A 15726-nucleotide genomic window follows, 5' to 3' on the forward strand; every position below is an offset into this window, starting at 1 on the left:
TCAGCTCCTGTTCTCGGGGTTCGGTAACGGACGCAGCGGGGCCTCGGGCTGGACCTCGACCAGCACGAGATGTGCCCCCCGCGGTGCGCAGACCACGGCGATGACCGCGGCGGCCAGATCGCTGGCGCGCAGCATGTAGGGGTGACGGGCGAAACCCCAGGTCTTCCAGTCCTCCAGCATCGGCCCGACCACCTCGGGTGTGGAGTTCATGCCCATACCGGTCAGCGTCGGGCCGGGGCGCACCAGTGACGCGCGAATTCCGCTGCCCTCCAGCTCCATGCGCATCTGCTGGACCATTGCCTCGAGCCCGGCCTTGGCCGCGCTGTAGGCGCCGGTACGCGGGCGCGGTTCGTCGGCGCAGTCGGAACTGATCAGGACGAAATCGCCACGCTGCCTTCGCATCATGCCCGGCAGCACTCGGTGGACCAATCGGTGCGCGCCGACCAGATGCACCTGTACCTGTTGCAGGAACCGATCCGGCTCCATCTCGTGTACCAGCGAGAATTCGATATCGCCCGCACCGGAGACCAGGATTTCGGTGGGCCCGAGGGTATCTTCGGCCGCGCCGACGAAATCGTCGATCGATGCCGGGTCGGTGACATCGAGCTGATGGGCGAAGGCCTCGCCGCCATTGGCGCGGATCTTGGCCGCCAGTGCCTCGCATTGATCAACCCGGCGTGCCCCGAGCGCGACGGGATGTCCGAGTTCGGCGAGTGCTTCGGCCGTTGCCGCGCCGATACCGGAGGACGCTCCGGCCACAATCGCCGGTCGGCGCACCGGATTCGGTTCGAACCGTGGCATTATTTCGCCTCCACGATGATGGGCAGGTGGGCGAACCCACGGACATTACTCGAGTGCACCCGCTTGATCCCGGCGTCGACGACGTCGTAAGACCGCACCCGCGAAGCGAATTCGCGCAGCGCGACGGTGGCTTCCAACCGGGCGAGATGTGCGCCGAGGCAGAAGTGCACGCCCGCACCGAAACTGGCCAGTCCGGCCTTGTCGGCGCGGTCGATACGGTAGCTGTCGCCGTCGGCGAAGACCTCCGGGTCCCGGTTGGCCGAACCGATCAGCAGCAGCACCTTCGCGCCCTTCGGGATGGTGCGGCCGTGCTGATCGATATCCGTCGCGGCGCAGCGCGCGACCATCTGACTGGAGGTGTCGTAGCGCAGCGTCTCCTCGACCCAGTCGGTGACCAGCTCGGGTTCTGCCACGACCTTGGCGTACTCGTTCGGATTGCGCGCACTCCAATACAGCGCATTGCCGAGGAGTTTGGTGGTGGTCTCGTTGCCGGCCACCACCATCAGGAACATGAAGCCGATGATCTCCTCATCGGACAGGGTGTCGCCGTCGATGGCGGCGTCCAGCAGCGCGGAGGTGAGATCCGTTGTCGGAGTTTTCCTTCGCGCGGCGACCAGATCCGCGTAATAGGTGAGCAGGGTAATCGATGCCTGCGCCGCGGCCATGGGGACATCCAGGACGCCGTCCTCGCGGTGCACCACCAGGTCGGCGAGCCTGCGGATCTCCGCGCGGTCTGGCTCGGGCACGCCCATCAGCTCGGAGATGACATCCATCGGGAGTTTGCCCGCGACCTCATCGATCCAGTCGAACTCGCCGGTCGCGAGTGCCGGTTCGAGGTAGGAGAGCGTCAGTGCCCTGATCCGGGCTTCCATCTCGGCAACCCGCTTGGGGGTGAACCCCTTGTAGACCAATCGGCGCATGCGCATATGCCGCGGATCGTCCATGGCAAGGAACGACATCACCCGGCTGGCGTGCGGGCCCCAGGCCGCCGGATCCAGCGAGACACCGTTGGCGCTGGACAGGCGGACGCTGTCGCGGAAGGCCGCGGTCACGTCCGCGTGCCGCGACAGCGCCCAGAAATCCATATCGGCGTTGTGATAGAGCGGCGCCTCGGTGCGCAGCCGCTCATAGGTGGGGTACGGGTCCTCGTGGAACGCGTAGTCGTAGGGGTCGAAGGTCAGGGGCTCCAGTGAGGCGGCCGTCATCGCGATAACCCGAAATTCGAGAACCAGTTCTCATCGATTATCCGCGCCGCGGCATCGGTGGGAGACACATAGCTGGACATGTGTCTGGACGGTACCACCGAGATGCCGGAATCAACAGAGGTTTCCTGAACAATCTAGGTGTGGGTGGAGTTCGCTCAGAATGGTCGCTGATAGCTCTTGCCTGGCGCGGCCAGACTAGTCTTGAAGCTCGGTTCTGAAACGGGTTCTTGCGCTTGCGAGCGCGGCGAGACTATATTCCGTACACCTGTCCAGACAGTATCGGAGCCTTTATGAATGCAGCATCGCGCAGCGATTCGGTGCAGGGTGATGGTCGGGCGACGGGTGGGCGCAGCCTCCTGCCCGCCGACGGTTCGCGCCTGCTCATCGGCGGCAAACTGGTCACCGGCGGGGACGGCGTCTTCGCGACGGTGAACCCGGCGACCGAAGCGGTCATCGGTGAGGCCGCGAATGCGAACGGCGCGGATATGGACGCGGCCATCGGGGCCGCGCGCACCGCATTCGACGACACCGATTGGTCGCGCGATCATGCCTTCCGCGCCCGTTGCCTCGAACAGTTGCGCACCGCATTGCAGGCCAATGTCGAGGAGCTACGTGAGATCACCGTGGCCGAGGCGGGCGCACCGACTATGCTGACCCGAGGGCCGCAACTCGAAGGCCCGGTCGCGGATCTGTCATTCTCCGCGTCGCTGGCCGAAACCTACAGCTGGGAAACCGATCTCGGCACCGCGACGCCCATGGGCATCAAGAGCCATCGGGTGCTGCGCCGCGAGGCGGTCGGCGTGGTGGGTGCCATTACGCCGTGGAACTTCCCGCACCAGATCAATTTCGCCAAACTGGGTCCCGCGCTCGCGGCCGGAAATACCGTGGTGCTCAAACCCGCACCGGATACCCCGTGGTGTGCGGCGGCGGTCGGTGCGATCATTGCCGAGCAGACCGATATTCCGCCCGGCGTCGTCAATATCGTGACCTCCACCGATCACGGTCTGGGCGCACAGCTCACCACCGATCCGCGCGTCGACATGATCAGTTTCACCGGTTCGACGCAGACCGGTCGATCGGTAATGACGGGTGCGGCAACAACTTTGAAGAAGACCTTCCTCGAACTCGGCGGCAAATCGGCATTCATCGTGCTCGACGATGCGAATATCGCGGGAGCCTGTTCGGTGGCGGCGTTTTCGGTGGCCGTGCACGCGGGACAGGGGTGTGCCCTCACCACCCGACTGCTGGTGCCGCGCGCCGTATATGACGAAGCGATCCAGGCGGCGGCGGCAACGCTGTCGGGCATCGTGCCTGGTGATCCCGCCGATGCGCGCACCGTCTGCGGGCCGCTGATCTCCGAACGCCAGCGGGCCAGGGTCGAGCGCTATCTGGAGATCGCGCGCGCCGAAGGCGGCCGGATCGTAGTCGGCGGCGGCCGACCGGCTGGCCGCGAGCGCGGGTACTTCATCGAACCGACGTTGATCGCGGATGTGCCGAATACCGCGACGGTCGCGCGCGAGGAAATCTTCGGACCCGTGCTCGTGGTGATCCCGCACGACGGTGACGACGATGCGATCCGGATCGCCAACGACTCCCCGTACGGGCTCTCCGGCTCGGTGTGGGGCACCGACCCGGACCGAATTCGGCACGTCACCAACGGCGTTCGCACCGGCACGATCGGCGTCAACGGCGGCATCTGGTACTCGGCCGACGCACCGTTCGGCGGTTACAAACAATCCGGCATCGGCCGGGAAATGGGCGTCGCCGGATTCGAGGAATACCTGGAAACCAAGCTCGTCGCGACCGCCGGATAGGCCCACCCGTCTCGCTTCGCGATGCTGGATAAATTATAGGAGCTGATTTCATGACTCGATTCCCGGGAAAGACCGCCATCGTCACCGGCGCGGCCCAAGGCATCGGCGCGACGTATGCCAAGGCCTTGGCGCGCGAAGGTGCCAATGTCGTCGTCGCCGACCTGAATGCCGAACGCGGTAAAGCCGTCGCGGCCGAGATCACCGCCGACGGCGGCAGCGCCATCTTCGGCGAGGTCGATGTGGCCGATCCGGACTCGGCCACCGCCCTGGCCGAATTGACCATCCGCGAATTCGGTGCGATCGACCATCTGGTGAACAATGCCGCCATCTATGGCGATATGAAACTCAACCTGCTGCTCAGCGTGCCATGGGACTACTACAAGAAGTTCATGAGCGTGAATATGGACGGCGCGCTGAATATGACGCGTGCGGTGTGGCAGCACATGGTCAAGGCGGGCGGCGGATCCATCGTCAACCAATCCTCCACCGCCGCTTGGACCTACTCCAGCTTCTACGGCCTGGCCAAGGTCGGCATCAACGGCCTGACCCAGCAACTTGCCTTCGAACTCGGCGGTTCCAACATTCGCATCAATGCCATCGCACCCGGCCCCATCGATACCGAAGCCACCAAAACCGTGACACCGAGCGTCATTGTCGACGATATGGTGAAACGGTTGCCGCTCAAGCGAATGGGAACACCGGATGACCTGGTCGGCGCCTGCCTGTATCTGCTCTCGGACGACGCGAGCTGGGTCACCGGGCAGATCTTCAATGTCGACGGCGGACAAGTGTTCCGGTCATGAGTGAGCGCAACGAGCGAACAATCGGCACAGCTGACGAATTGCCGGTCGGGTTCATCGGTTTGGGCAATATGGGCGCCCCGATGGCCAAAAGTCTGCTGTCCTGGCCCGGCGGCCTCACTGTCTGCGATATGCGGCCCGATGCGGTCGCGCCGCTTCTCGAAGCCGGTGCGGCAGCGGCCGTTTCTGCTGCCGAGATCGCCGAGAAGGCGGCCGTCATCTCGGTGACCGTACTGGATGACGCGCAGGTGCGGGCCGTGGTCACCGGACCGGACGGGGTGTTGCGAACGGCCGCCCCTGGCACGGTTGTCGCGGTCCACTCCACCATCAGCGACCGGACCGCCGAGGAGCTGGCGGGCGAATGTGGCGAATATGGCGTCGAACTGGTGGACGCACCGATCAGCGGTGGTGCGGTCGGGGCCGCGCGCGGCAAGCTCGCCGTGATGGTCGGCGGCAGCGATACGGCATTCGAGCGGGTGCGCGGTCCTTTCGGCTGCTTCGCCGATCTGGTCGTGCACGCCGGACCGGTCGGTGCGGGCACCCGAATGAAGTTGGCGCGCAACCTCTTGCATTTCATCGCATTCACCGCCGCCACCGAGGCGCAGCGGCTCGCCGAGGCCGCGGATCTGGATATCACCGTGCTGGGCAATGTCGTCCGGCACTCCGACGCGGTCACCGGCGGGCCCGGCGCGATCATGCTGCGCGACCGCACCGCGCCGATCGAACCGCATGATTTCTGGCTGCCGATCCTGAGCCACGTGCGCGATCTCGGCGAAAAGGATCTGAGCCTGGCCCTGGATCTCGGCGCGCGACTCGGCGTCGAATTGCCGCTGGCGGAACTGGCTCTCGACCGTCTCGGGCCGGGGCTCGGCGTGCCAAAGGAAAGGGAATCCAATGAGTGAGGCATCGCGTAGCGATTCGATGGGGGGTGGCGGTCGGGTGACCGGTGCGCAGGAGAACGGATCCGCCGATTCCGTGCGTCAGCGCGGGCTGGCCAAGATGGCCGAGGTCTACGGCACCGAGTTCCAGGACTACCCGGGCGACCATTTCGCCGTGACGGCAGATCACCTCTTCGCCGAAATCTGGTCGCGCCCTGGAATCACCATCCGGGACCGCCGACTGCTCCTGCTCGGTGCGCTCGCCGCCCAGGGGGCGATGGATACGGCGGGTATCCAGATCGGCGCGGCCCTGCGCAACCAGGAGCTGACCGAGGCGCAGCTGCATGAAATCGCGCTATTCCTCTGCTATTACATCGGGTGGCCGACCGGCACGAAACTCGATCTACTGGTGGGAACGATTGTCGCCCAACAGAAAAAGGCGGCACGCAAGCAGTCCGAACAAGTGGCGGAGTCCGAATCGTCTGTGCCGTCCGAAGACGTGAGCAAGTGAGGAACGCGAAACATGTCTGATGCCGCAAAGGTCCGGCCGCTGCTCGCCGACGCGGTCACCGCGTGGGATTTCCAAGCCGATGTCGTCGTCGCCGGATACGGCATCGCCGGTGTCTGTGCCGCGATCGAGGCCGCACGCGCGGGTGCCGATGTACTGATTCTGGAACGCACCGGCGGCTGGGGCGGTGCGGCGGCCATGGCGGGCGGATTCATCTACCTCGGGGGTGGCACCCCGTTGCAGCAGGCGCTCGGCTTCGAGGACACACCCGAGAATATGGAGACATTCCTGCAGGCCGCGCTGGGGCCGGGACAGGATAGAGCCAAGATCACGGACTACTGCCAGAACAGCGTCGAGCACTACAACTGGCTGGTCTCCTGCGGTGTGCCGTTCAAGGAGGAGTTCTGGGGTGAGCCCGGCTGGGAACCGCCGCACGACCAAGGACTCATGTACTCCGGTGGCGAGAATGCCGCGCCGTTCAATACGATCGCGAAACCCGCTCCGCGCGGCCACGTTCCGCAGATGGCGGATAAGAAGATCGGGGCCAAGAGCGGCGGCTACATGCTGATGAAACCGCTCGCCGATACCGCCGAAAGTCTCGGCGTCGGCGTCGAATACGACATCAGGATCCGGCGGCTGGTGATCGACGAGACCGATCGGGTGGTCGGCGTCATCGCGACGCGCTTCGGCAAAGAGGTCGCGATCCGCGCCGAACGCGGGGTCGTGCTCGCCACCGGCAGCTTCGCCTACCACCAGCAGATGATCGAAGGCTATGCGCCGCGGTTGATCGGGCGACCCGCCGCCGCCATCGAGGAGCACGACGGCATCGGCATCCTGGTAGCGCAGGCGCTGGGTGCGGAGTTGGCGCACATGGATGCGACCGAGGTGGCGTTCTTCGGTGATCCACAGCTGTTGGCGCGCGGGATCCTGGTCAACGGGCGCGGCCAGCGCTATATCCCGGAGGACACCTATCCGGGGCGGATCGGGCAGGCGACGCTGATCCAGCAGGAGAATCAGGCATTTCTGGTCATTGATGAGGAGTCGCTCGAGGCAGCCATGGCCACGGTGACGTCCACGCCGTTCTTCCGGCAACCGCCGACCTGGGCGGCCGAGACGGTCGCCGAGCTGGAGTCCGATATGGGTCTGCCGGAGCGTGCGTTGCAGGGCACCGTGGAGTGCTACAACCTGCACGCCGCCGATGGCAAGGATCCGTTGCTCGGGAAGAAGCCGGAGTGGGTCAAGCCGATCGGCACCCCGCTCGCGGCCTTCGACATGCGGGGATTCACAGCGGGTTTCACGCTCGGTGGGTTGCGCACCGATCTGGATTCGCGGGTGCTGCACGTCTGCGGTGAACCGATTCCGGGTCTGTTCGCCGCGGGCCGCTGCACCTCCGGGCTCTGTGCCGGTGGCTATGTCAGCGGTGCGTCCCTTGGTGACGGCAGCTTCTATGGCCGACGCGCCGGTCGCGCCGCCGCAAAGTAGGATCTAGACACATGTCCGAAGGTGAGTCCATCATCCTGGAGGCGACCCGGCGTCGCCTCACCGAGAAGCAGGCCGACACCGTCGACAAGCTGACCAAGGCCGCAGTGGAAGTGCTTGCGCGCGAAGGCTTCGCGGGGATGACCATCCGCATGGTCGCCGCGGCGGCCGGCGTCGGCACCGCCACGGCGTATACCTACTTCTCCTCCAAGGAACATCTCGTCGCCGAGATCTTCTGGCGTCGCCTGTTCGCCAGTTCGGCTCCCGTCAGCGATGATCCTGACCCCACGGTCCGGGTCGTCGCCGAACTGCGCAATATCGCCATGCTCGTCGCCGATGAACAGGAACTCTCGGGCGCGGTGACCAGCGCGTTGCTCGGTCGCGATCCGGATGTGGCCCACCTGCGCGCGCGGATCGGGATGGAGATCCGCAAACGCCTGGTGCGCGCTCTCGGTCCCGACGCCGACCAGAATGTGGTCGAATCCCTGGAACTCTTGTACGCGGGCGCGCTCGTCCGCGCGGGTATGGGCTACGCCTCCTACTCCGAAATCGCCGACCGCATCGAGAAGTCGGCACTGCTGATTCTGAAGTAGTTCCTCCTCCGTCACGGCGGAACCTCGGCGTCCGTGGCGATCCTCGTAACCTAGAATGGGCTAGCTCGCTTGCCGAATTTTCGGCTAGCGTGCTAGCATATCTAGTGATCGCAGAGCAGCCGACCAGGAAAGTCCTCAAGGCACTCAAGGAGGCCGGTTGGTCCCGGCTGCGCGATGGTGCCGGTAGCCACACCATCTACGGGTGTCCGTCCAGTAAACATGACGTGAGTGTCCCGGATGGCCACCGCACAATTTCGCCGGGCGTGGTCCGCACTATCAACAAGGCCGTTGACTCCTGCGATTGCGCTAAGGAGGAACAGTGAGCGAAGCCATTACCTATGACATTCACGCAAGCCGCGTCGGGCGATGGTGGGAAATCACTATCCCAGATGTGTACGGGCAAGATCCGTGCGGACAAGCACGCCACTTGACAGACGTCGGCTATGAGGCGCGCACGATCATTGCTGCGAAGCTCGACGTTCCGCTCTCTCGGGTCGAAACACGTTTGATTGTCGACGACTTCGGTGATGCGCACGATTTGCAAATGCGAACTGAACGCATTGCTGAGCTTCGCGCGAAGCTCGAAAGTCTGTCGAACCAACTCAACGATGAACAGCGTGCACTTGTGAAGGAGCTCCGGCGCGAAGACGTTCCTGACGTCGATGTCGCAACTCTGCTCGGTGTTGCGCGCCAGCGAGTAGGGCAACTGGCCAAGTGATACCGGGGCTAACGGACACGGCATCATGATCTCGCACGCCGCGCAGCTCAATGCCGACATCCTCGATTTCATCAAGGCATGAGGCCGGTGCGGTAGCTGCGGATTCTTGTCGTACCCCGCCGCTACCGTGAGTCCATGGGATTCGCGCTCTCGATCACCGTGTCGCCCGAGGACATCGATGGCAACGGGCATATGAACCAGGCTGTCTATCTGCACTATGCGGAACGTGCGCGGTGGGCCTGCCTGCGGGAGGGCGGCTTGTCCCAAGAGAAGCTGCGCGATGCCGGGGTCGGGCCGATCTCGCTGCAGGTCACGCTCGAGTTCAAACAGGAACTGTTCGTGGGCGACGAGGTCACCGTCACTTGCGATTTCGCCTGGGATGGCAAGACCCACCGGACCATTCAGGAGATCCGCAAGGCCGATGGCACGATCTCCGCCGAGATCGTCGGGGTGGGCGGTCTGCTCGATCTCACCGAACGGCGCCTGGTGCCGGACGGCGCGCGCTACTTCCGCGACCTCGCGCAAGATCCGACCGTCTTCGGTCTGGGCCGGTCGGAGTAGTTCTAAGGGTTTATTGAGACCTCGAGAGTTGGGGGAGGTCCCTGATGGCGCGGGCGCTCGATACCGGACAGACTGGATTCCATGACTTCGCACGCCCTAGGTGCCGACCTCGAGAATTCGGCAGCCGCCACTACTGTGGCGGCCCGCGCCATCGACATGACGAAGGTCTATGGACACGGAGATACGCAGGTCAGGGCACTGGATGGGGTATCGGCAGAGTTCGTGAAGGGGGAGTTCACCGCGATCATGGGGCCCTCCGGATCGGGCAAATCGACTCTCATGCATTGCCTGGCCGGCCTGGACAGTGCCAGCTCCGGAACCGTGCGGATCGGCGATACCGATCTCGCCGGGCTCTCCGATAAGCAGATGACCAGGTTGCGCCGCGACCGCATCGGCTTCGTCTTCCAGGCGTTCAACCTGGTGCCGACGCTGACCGCGCAGGAGAACATCACCCTGCCGCTGGATATCGCGGGCCGCAAGCCCGACCAGGACTGGCTGGATACGGTGATCAAGCGGCTCGGACTCACCGATCGACTCACGCACCGCCCGAGCGAACTGTCCGGCGGACAGCAGCAGCGCGTGGCGTGTGCGCGGGCGCTGGCGGGCAAGCCGGAGATCATTTTCGGTGACGAGCCGACCGGCAATCTCGACTCGCGCGCCTCGGAGGAGGTGCTGTCGATCCTGCGCGCGGCGGTGGACGAATTCGGGCAGACGGTCGTCATCGTCACCCATGAGCCGCATGCGGCGGGATATGCCGACCGGGTGGTATTCCTAGCCGACGGTCGTATTGTCGACGAGTTGCGTGATCCGACCGCCGAATCGGTGCTCGACAAGATGAAGTCGCTGGAGCAGGTGTCGTGAGCGAGCGTCAGCGAGTGAACCAAGGACACAGCGCGCCTTCGCGCACGGCGGAGCCGAGCGTCAGCGAGGCGCAGTCGTGAGCGAGCGTCAGCGAGTGAACCAAAGACACAGCGCGCCTTCGCGCACGACGGAGCCGAGCGTCAGCGAGGCGCAGTCGTGAGCGGCAAACCGATGCGCAAGGTGGTCTTGCGCAATCTCGCCGCGCACAAGGTGCGCCTGGCATTGACCCTGCTATCGGTGGTGCTCGGAACCGCATTCATCGCAGGCTCCTTCGTCTTCACCGACACCTTGCAGCGGACCTTCGACGGGATATTCGCCAATCAGGCCAAGGGCGTCGATGTGCGGGTGAGTCCGCAAAAACAACAGGCACAGGGTATTCCGCTCAGCGTGGTCGATCAGATCGCCAAGATGGACGGGGTGCGGGCGGTCGCGCCGAGTGTCAACGGACCGCTGGTGCTGCTGTATCCGGATGGCAAAAAGGCCGTACAGACCGGAGGCGCACCGACTTTCGGTCAGTCCTATATCCCGCCGGATAAGGCGGTCGCCGAGCCGGATAAGTTCGTTCAGGGTGTCCCGCCCGCGCGCGAGGGCGAAATCGCGCTCAATACCGGCGGCGCGGAACGCGCGGGTCTGCATGTCGGTGAGAAGACCAAGGTGCTGGTTCCCTCACACGGCAATCCGATCGACGTCACGCTCACCGGAATCTACGAAGTCCCGTCGGACACCGGCGGATTCATCGGTGTGCTGTTCGACGACACGCAGGCGCGCCAGCTGTTCACCGACGGCACCCATGTCGCCTATGTCGATATCGCGGCCGCTGCCGGTACTCCCGGCGACGAACTGCGCGACAAGATCGCGAACGTGCTGGTGGATTACAAGGTGCAGAACGGCGATCAGGTGCGCGCCGATCTGAAGAAGGAAGTCTCCAACGCGCTCAACTTCATCAATTACTTCCTGCTCGCCTTCGGTGCGATCGCACTGATCGTCGGCACCTTCATCATCTACAACACCTTCTCGATGATCGTGGCCCAGCGGCTGCGTGAGTTGGCGCTACTGCGCGCGGTCGGCGCGAGTCGACAACAGGTCGGCCGATCCGTGGTGGCGGAGGCGCTGGTCATCGGATTGATCGGCAGCGCAATCGGTTTGGCGGGCGGCATCGGTCTTGCCTTCGGGCTTTCGGCACTGCTCAATGCATTCGATCTCGGCCTGCCGACCGGATCGCTGACGGTGCTGCCGCGCACGGTGATCGTCGGGCTGCTCGTCGGATTGCTGGTGACGGTGGTCAGCGCCTATGCGCCCGCGCGTCGCGCCGCCAAGATTCCGCCGGTGCAGGCGATGCGCGAGGAGTTCGCCTCGACCGGTGAATCGCTGCGGCTGCGGACCGGAATCGGCCTCGCGCTGGCCGTCGCGGGTGTGGTGCTCGTGCTGCTCGGCGCGCAGAAGACCGGCGGCCACGCCGCATTGACGGTCGGGATCGGCGCGCTCGGTCTGATCTTCGCGGTACTGCTCGCCGCGCCCGCATTGTCGCGGCCGGTGGTGGGCGGTCTCGGGGTGCTGCTGCGGCCGTTCGGGTCGATCGGCCGGATGTCGCGCAATAACGCCGCGCGCAATCCACGGCGCACTGCCGCAACGGCTTTCGCGCTCACCCTCGGTCTGATGCTGGTGACCGCGATCGGCATGCTCGGCGCATCGGCGAAAGCCAGCGTGAGTGTGCTCGTCGATAAGGGGGTGAAGGCCGACTATGTGCTGGCCGGACCGCAGCTGATCGGTGTGCCGCTCGGTGCGGGTGACGCGGTACGCAAATCGGTGCCCGGGGTGGCGGATGTGGTCGGCTTGCGCGGTGTCACATTCAAGGTCGGCGATGAGCAGCTGACCGGCACCGAATTCGACGGCACGCCCGATCGCGTCATCAACTACGACATGATCAAGGGCACCAACACCCTCGGCGATCACGATGTCATGGTGTCGGAGGACGAGGCCGATAAACGCGGCTGGAAGGTCGGCGATCAGGTCACCGTGACGAGCCTCGGGTTCAAGAAGATTCCGGTCGGGGTGGTCGGCATCTACAAGAAGACGCCGCTGCTCGGCCCGTTGGTGGTCTCGCCGGTCATGTACGACGAGGTGATGCCGGTCAACTTCCGGACCAACCTGCTCATGTTCGTCAAGGCCGAGCCGGGTGCCGATCTGACCCAGATGCGTACCGATCTGGAGAATGCGACCGAGCAGTTCGTCGTCGTTCAGGTGCAGGACCGGGAGGAGTTCAAGGGCGCGCAGGGCAAACAGATCAATACGTTGCTCGCTATCCTCTACGGACTGCTCGCGTTGGCGGTGGTGATCGCCATTCTCGGCATCGTCAATACCCTGGCGTTGTCGGTGGTGGAACGCCGTCGAGAGATCGGTATGTTGCGCGCGGTCGGCATGCAACGGTCGCAGGTGCGCCGAACCATCTATCTGGAATCCATGTTGATAGCGGTATTCGGTGCGATCGTCGGGATGCTGCTCGGCCTCGGTCTGGGTATCGGCTTCCTCCGAACCCTGCGTGATCTGGGCATCGATGAGATCGCCATCCCGTGGAACCAGCTGGTGCTCGTGCTCATCAGCTCGGCCGTCGTCGGTGTGCTGGCCGCGCTGTGGCCGGGCATCCGGGCCGCCCGTACGCCACCACTGGCGGCTATCGCGGACCTGTAGGTCTACCTCGGAAAGTACGGGCCACTCCGCCGTCGGCACTCGATAGACGTCGCTCGGCGGAGTGGGCCGAGTCGGTGCAGAGGTGCGCGGCAGTCGCTCGATGATCGGACCCGCCGCGACAACGGTTTCGCTGCGCACGATCGGTTCGATGTGTCGCCGACCGGGTCGGCGGGGAGTACGGCGAATGCCCGGCAGCCAGCCTTCCGGGCCAATCGTGTGAGTGCCGCTGCGTCACACATTGAGATTCGAAGATGTCTCCGTCGATTCTGCGGTGGTCGAGTCCACGCGGGGCTGCATGCGGTCGGTGCGCAGCTGACTGGGGTAGGCCGGGGAGTATTGGTCGGTTAGGCGATCCAAGAGTCAGCTACTCGGGCGAGGCGTAGCCCGGACCGCGTTCCGGGCGCTGGTGACGTGGCCGCTGTCGTCGGGCAGCCGGGCGATCCCGAAGTCGGTCAACAGCGCTCGATCGTGCGAATCCAGTGCCCGCCGACCGTCGCGGCAGGACATTGGCGGGTTTCGCATCCCGATGCGTGTAGTCGGGTGCGGCCGTCGGCTGGCGATGACGCGCAGCGTGCGGATCATCCAGCGAGTCGAGATCGCTGAGCAGTCGAATCGAGATGTCTCTCTGGTCACAGTGTGCTGAGTCTGGCTAACGACTGATGCTACGTTAAACGGAGGTTGATACTCCGTTTAACGTCTGATAACGGCCCGGGGATGGATGGGTAAGGAGGCCGCTGGCAATGGTGGCGGTGGGTCTCGGTGGTCCGAACGTGGGTTTTTCGCCCGCGGTCGATGGCATCGGCGAGAAGATGAGGGCGGCGGTGCACGGCCGCGGCGGCGAGGCGGTTCGACAGCTCGCGTTGATCACCGTGCTCTATGTGGCCTATCGGGTCGGGCGGATGTTCACCGCCGATGACACCGTGCACGCGCTCGGAAATGCCAGGGCCATGCTCGGGCTCGAGGATAAGCTCGGGCTGCCGGAGGAGACTACGGTGCAGGCGGTATTCCTGCATCGGGATTTGCTCGCGGTACCGGCCAACTTCTATTACGCCACCGCACATTTCACGGTGGCGGTCGGGGTGCTGTTGTGGCTGTGGGTCTTCCGGCCGGAGCACTACCGCTGGACCCGCAACCTGATGGTGGCATTGACCGGGGCCGCGCTCGTCGTGCATGTGCTGATACCGCTCGCGCCTCCGCGCATGCTGCCCGATTACGGTTTCGTCGACCTCGCCGCCCTCCACGGCCAATCCGTCTATGGTTCACCGGATTCCGGCGGGCTTTCGAACCAGTTCGCCGCCATGCCCTCGCTGCATGTGGGGTGGGCCTTGCTGCTGGCCTTCGCCGTGGTCGCGGCGACCCGTAGTTCCTGGCGGTGGCTGGCATTGGCGCATCCGGTGCTCACCACGCTCGTCGTGGTCGGGACCGGCAATCACTATTGGCTCGACGCGATCGTCGCGGTGGTGCTGCTCGGGTTGGCCGCGCTGCTGCATCCGCTGGTGGTGCCCGCCTCGGCTACGGCGTGGGGTGCCATGGGGCCGGTGGGTCCGCAGCTTGTGCCGACGCGCTGACTCAGCTGGCTCCGGCATTTCGGTTGGCCCAGGCTTGGATATCGCCGCGGTCAAGGGCCAGGGCGAGCAGGTCCGGGAACTTGTCGGGGGTGCAGGCGAACGCCGGTACGCCGAGCGCGGCCAGGGCGGCGGCATTTTCGTGGTCGAAGGCGGGAGCGCCGTCATCGGAGAGGGCGAGCAGCACAACCACCTGAACGCCGGACTCCCGCATGGCGTTGACGCGGCGCAGCATCTCTTCGCGGATACCACCCTCATAGAGATCGGAGATGAGGACGAACAAGGTATCGGCCGGGCGGGTGATGAGTGATTGGGAGTAGGCGATAGCACGATTGATGTCCGTGCCGCCGCCGAGTTGGGTGCCGAAAAGGACCTCGACCGGATCGCTGAGCTGTTCGGTCAGATCGACGACCTCGGTATCGAAGACGACCAGAGATGTTTTCAGCGAGCGCATGGAGGCCAGAACCGCGCCGAAGACCGAGGCGTAGACCACGCTGGAGGCCATAGAGCCGGATTGATCGATCGCGAGGACGACATCGCGGCGCACCGCCTGCGCCTTGCGGCCGTAGCCGACCAGGCGTTCGGGCACCACGGTCCGATGTTCGGGGAGGTAGTTGGCCAGGTTCTTGCGGATGGTGCGGTCCCAGTCGATATCGCGCAGCCGAGGTCGGGTGACGCGGGCGGCGCGATTCAGCGCACCGGAGACCGCTGCGACGGTATGCGCGGCAATGCGCTGTTCGATTTCGCGGACCACCTTCTCGACCACCATTCGCGCTGTTGCCTTGGTGGTTTCGGGCATCACGCGGTTCAGGCTCAGCAGGGTGCCGACCAGATGCACATCGGGTTCCACCGCCTCGAGTAGTTCCGGTTCCAGCAGGAGCTGGGTCAGATTGAGCCGATCCACGGCATCGCGCTGCATGACCTCGACGACGGTGGACGGGAAGTAGCTGCGGATATCGCCGAGCCAGCGGGCCACCTTCGGTGCGGAGCCGCCCAGTCCGGCGGAGCGTTTACCGGATGTCTGATCATCGGTGTTGTAGACCGCGCCGAGTGCTCGATCCATCGCCTCGTCGTCCGCGGAACCCAACCCGCCGAGGGGTTGTTCGGCCGCGGTGCCGAGTACCAGACGCCAACGCCTGGACTGGGTTTCATCGATCGCGTTCATCCGGTCACTCCGGGAAGTTCGGTGACGGCACTATGTCGCCACATCGTGGTTCGGGGTTGATCGAGGGGGTCGAACGGGTGCTGAAGGAGC

Annotated in this window: 15 protein-coding genes; 12 read left to right on the top strand and 3 right to left on the bottom strand. The window is 64.9% G+C overall.

What is annotated here, in order from left to right:
• Both ACIBG0_RS27460 and ACIBG0_RS27465 read right to left on the bottom strand, forming a co-directional pair.
• On the bottom strand, window positions 1-801 hold the full coding sequence (locus ACIBG0_RS27460) for an SDR family oxidoreductase (RefSeq protein WP_397036087.1): 801 nt from the start codon (window positions 799-801) through the stop codon (window positions 1-3).
• Window positions 801-2006: a cytochrome P450 gene (locus tag ACIBG0_RS27465; RefSeq protein ID WP_397036088.1), complete on the bottom strand. Its 1206-nt coding sequence runs from the start codon at window positions 2004-2006 to the stop codon at window positions 801-803. Before ACIBG0_RS27465 ends, ACIBG0_RS27460 begins: the two co-directional genes overlap by 1 nt.
• Window positions 2007-2296: 290 nt before the next feature.
• On the opposite strand from ACIBG0_RS27465, the gene ACIBG0_RS27470 reads away from it, so the two are divergent.
• The 12 genes from ACIBG0_RS27470 (at window position 2297) to ACIBG0_RS27525 (ending at window position 14474) form a co-directional block, all read left to right on the top strand.
• A complete protein-coding gene (locus tag ACIBG0_RS27470) occupies window positions 2297-3820 on the top strand; it encodes an aldehyde dehydrogenase (protein ID WP_397036090.1) in 1524 nt (507 codons plus the stop codon).
• A gap of 50 nt (window positions 3821-3870) precedes the next feature.
• Entirely contained in the window at window positions 3871-4623 is a 753-nt protein-coding gene (locus tag ACIBG0_RS27475) for an SDR family oxidoreductase (protein WP_397036092.1), read from the top strand.
• On the top strand, window positions 4620-5522 hold the full coding sequence (locus ACIBG0_RS27480) for an NAD(P)-dependent oxidoreductase (RefSeq protein ID WP_397036093.1): 903 nt from the start codon (window positions 4620-4622) through the stop codon (window positions 5520-5522). The genes ACIBG0_RS27475 and ACIBG0_RS27480 overlap by 4 nt, the downstream gene beginning before the upstream one ends.
• A gap of 19 nt (window positions 5523-5541) precedes the next feature.
• Window positions 5542-6009 carry a carboxymuconolactone decarboxylase family protein gene (locus tag ACIBG0_RS27485; protein WP_397036253.1) on the top strand — a complete coding sequence of 156 codons (468 nt, stop codon included), beginning with the start codon at window positions 5542-5544 and terminating at the stop codon, window positions 6007-6009.
• A gap of 12 nt (window positions 6010-6021) precedes the next feature.
• Window positions 6022-7488 carry an FAD-dependent oxidoreductase gene (locus ACIBG0_RS27490; RefSeq protein WP_397036094.1) on the top strand — a complete coding sequence of 489 codons (1467 nt, stop codon included), beginning with the start codon at window positions 6022-6024 and terminating at the stop codon, window positions 7486-7488.
• 11 nt (window positions 7489-7499) lie between these two features.
• Window positions 7500-8078 (top strand): TetR/AcrR family transcriptional regulator, encoded by a 579-nt coding sequence (locus ACIBG0_RS27495; protein WP_397036096.1) that lies wholly within the window; start codon window positions 7500-7502, stop codon window positions 8076-8078.
• 104 nt (window positions 8079-8182) lie between these two features.
• Window positions 8183-8401 (top strand): type II toxin-antitoxin system HicA family toxin, encoded by a 219-nt coding sequence (locus tag ACIBG0_RS27500; RefSeq protein ID WP_397036098.1) that lies wholly within the window; start codon window positions 8183-8185, stop codon window positions 8399-8401.
• The gene (locus ACIBG0_RS27505; protein ID WP_397036100.1) at window positions 8398-8796 is read left to right on the top strand and encodes a hypothetical protein; all 399 of its coding nucleotides are present in this window, start codon (window positions 8398-8400) and stop codon (window positions 8794-8796) included. The genes ACIBG0_RS27500 and ACIBG0_RS27505 overlap by 4 nt, the downstream gene beginning before the upstream one ends.
• A 135-nt stretch (window positions 8797-8931) precedes the next feature.
• A complete protein-coding gene (locus ACIBG0_RS27510) occupies window positions 8932-9357 on the top strand; it encodes an acyl-CoA thioesterase (RefSeq protein ID WP_397036101.1) in 426 nt (141 codons plus the stop codon).
• A gap of 81 nt (window positions 9358-9438) precedes the next feature.
• Window positions 9439-10218 (top strand): ABC transporter ATP-binding protein, encoded by a 780-nt coding sequence (locus tag ACIBG0_RS27515; protein WP_397036103.1) that lies wholly within the window; start codon window positions 9439-9441, stop codon window positions 10216-10218.
• Between the two features lie 171 nt (window positions 10219-10389).
• Window positions 10390-12906, top strand: a complete 2517-nt coding sequence (locus tag ACIBG0_RS27520; protein WP_397036255.1) for an ABC transporter permease — start codon at window positions 10390-10392, stop codon at window positions 12904-12906.
• Between the two features lie 740 nt (window positions 12907-13646).
• The gene (locus ACIBG0_RS27525) at window positions 13647-14474 is read left to right on the top strand and encodes a phosphatase PAP2 family protein (RefSeq protein WP_397036105.1); all 828 of its coding nucleotides are present in this window, start codon (window positions 13647-13649) and stop codon (window positions 14472-14474) included.
• Window position 14475: 1 nt separating this feature from the next.
• Here the strand turns inward: ACIBG0_RS27525 and ACIBG0_RS27530 are convergent, their stop codons facing one another.
• On the bottom strand, window positions 14476-15636 hold the full coding sequence (locus tag ACIBG0_RS27530) for a VWA domain-containing protein (RefSeq protein ID WP_397036106.1): 1161 nt from the start codon (window positions 15634-15636) through the stop codon (window positions 14476-14478).
• Between the last annotated feature and the right edge of the window lie 90 nt (window positions 15637-15726).

Source organism: Nocardia sp. NPDC050630, from assembly GCF_044457245.1.
In the GTDB taxonomy this organism is placed as follows: Bacteria; Actinomycetota; Actinomycetes; order Mycobacteriales; family Mycobacteriaceae; genus Nocardia.